The sequence below is a fragment of the Rothia mucilaginosa genome, assembly GCF_964211445.1.
Lineage (GTDB): Bacteria > Actinomycetota > Actinomycetes > Actinomycetales > Micrococcaceae > Rothia > Rothia mucilaginosa_E.
In genome coordinates, this window is the sequence record NZ_CAXOQT010000066.1 from 1 (window position 1) to 677 (window position 677).

The window sequence follows — 677 nt, forward strand, 5'->3', positions numbered from 1 at the left end:
TAGATTCTGGTCTTAAACGGAGCGGGCTGCGCGTGTGTCTAGGCATGTGTCCAGGCGTGTGGCTGAGGTGTTTGTGACGGTTTTATGACAAACCCAAACCTGCCGTTTTTGAACAAAAACCGCATATTTTTCAAAAATGAGCCTGTGGATGGCTCCTTTCTCGTTGCGAGAGGGGAGTTATCCACAGGCTCTTTGTTTGCGCTCGTGCGTTCGCGCGCGTGAGCCTAGGGTAGGGGTATGACGAGCATGACCCCCAACCACGAGCAGAACCACCTGCAGAACCCGAGTGCTGTACCGAACAACGGTGCTGTGCAAGACAACGCACCCCAGCAGGGCGGTGCGCAGCGTAGCGCCCGCTCCCTGATGAACAGCCTCTACCGCAGCCCGCGTGCCCGCACAAACGGTGCGCCGGATGCCGAGGACACCGTGCCGCTGGCTATCTCAACCGAGGTAACGCCCGAAGATGCTGAGGCACTGCAGAGTGAGTCCTCAGACGTTGATTTCGCGGCCTCTGAGCTGTCCCACCCCGATTCTTCTTCTCAGCCCGGCACCGCTCAGCCCAAGGTTAGCCAGTCCGAGACTAGTCTGCCCGCGCCTCCCAACCAGCCCACGGCATCCCACCCGGAGTCGAACGGCTGGGCTGACTGGGACCAGCAGCCCGACTGGAACGAGGTGGA

At 60.3% G+C, this 677-nt stretch carries 1 pseudogene; it reads left to right on the forward strand.

Features of this window, described 5'->3' with window-relative positions:
• Nucleotides 1-237: 237 nt before the first annotated feature.
• Nucleotides 238-677 (forward strand): annotated as a pseudogene (locus tag AB8E48_RS08955) (hypothetical protein); the annotation flags it as partial.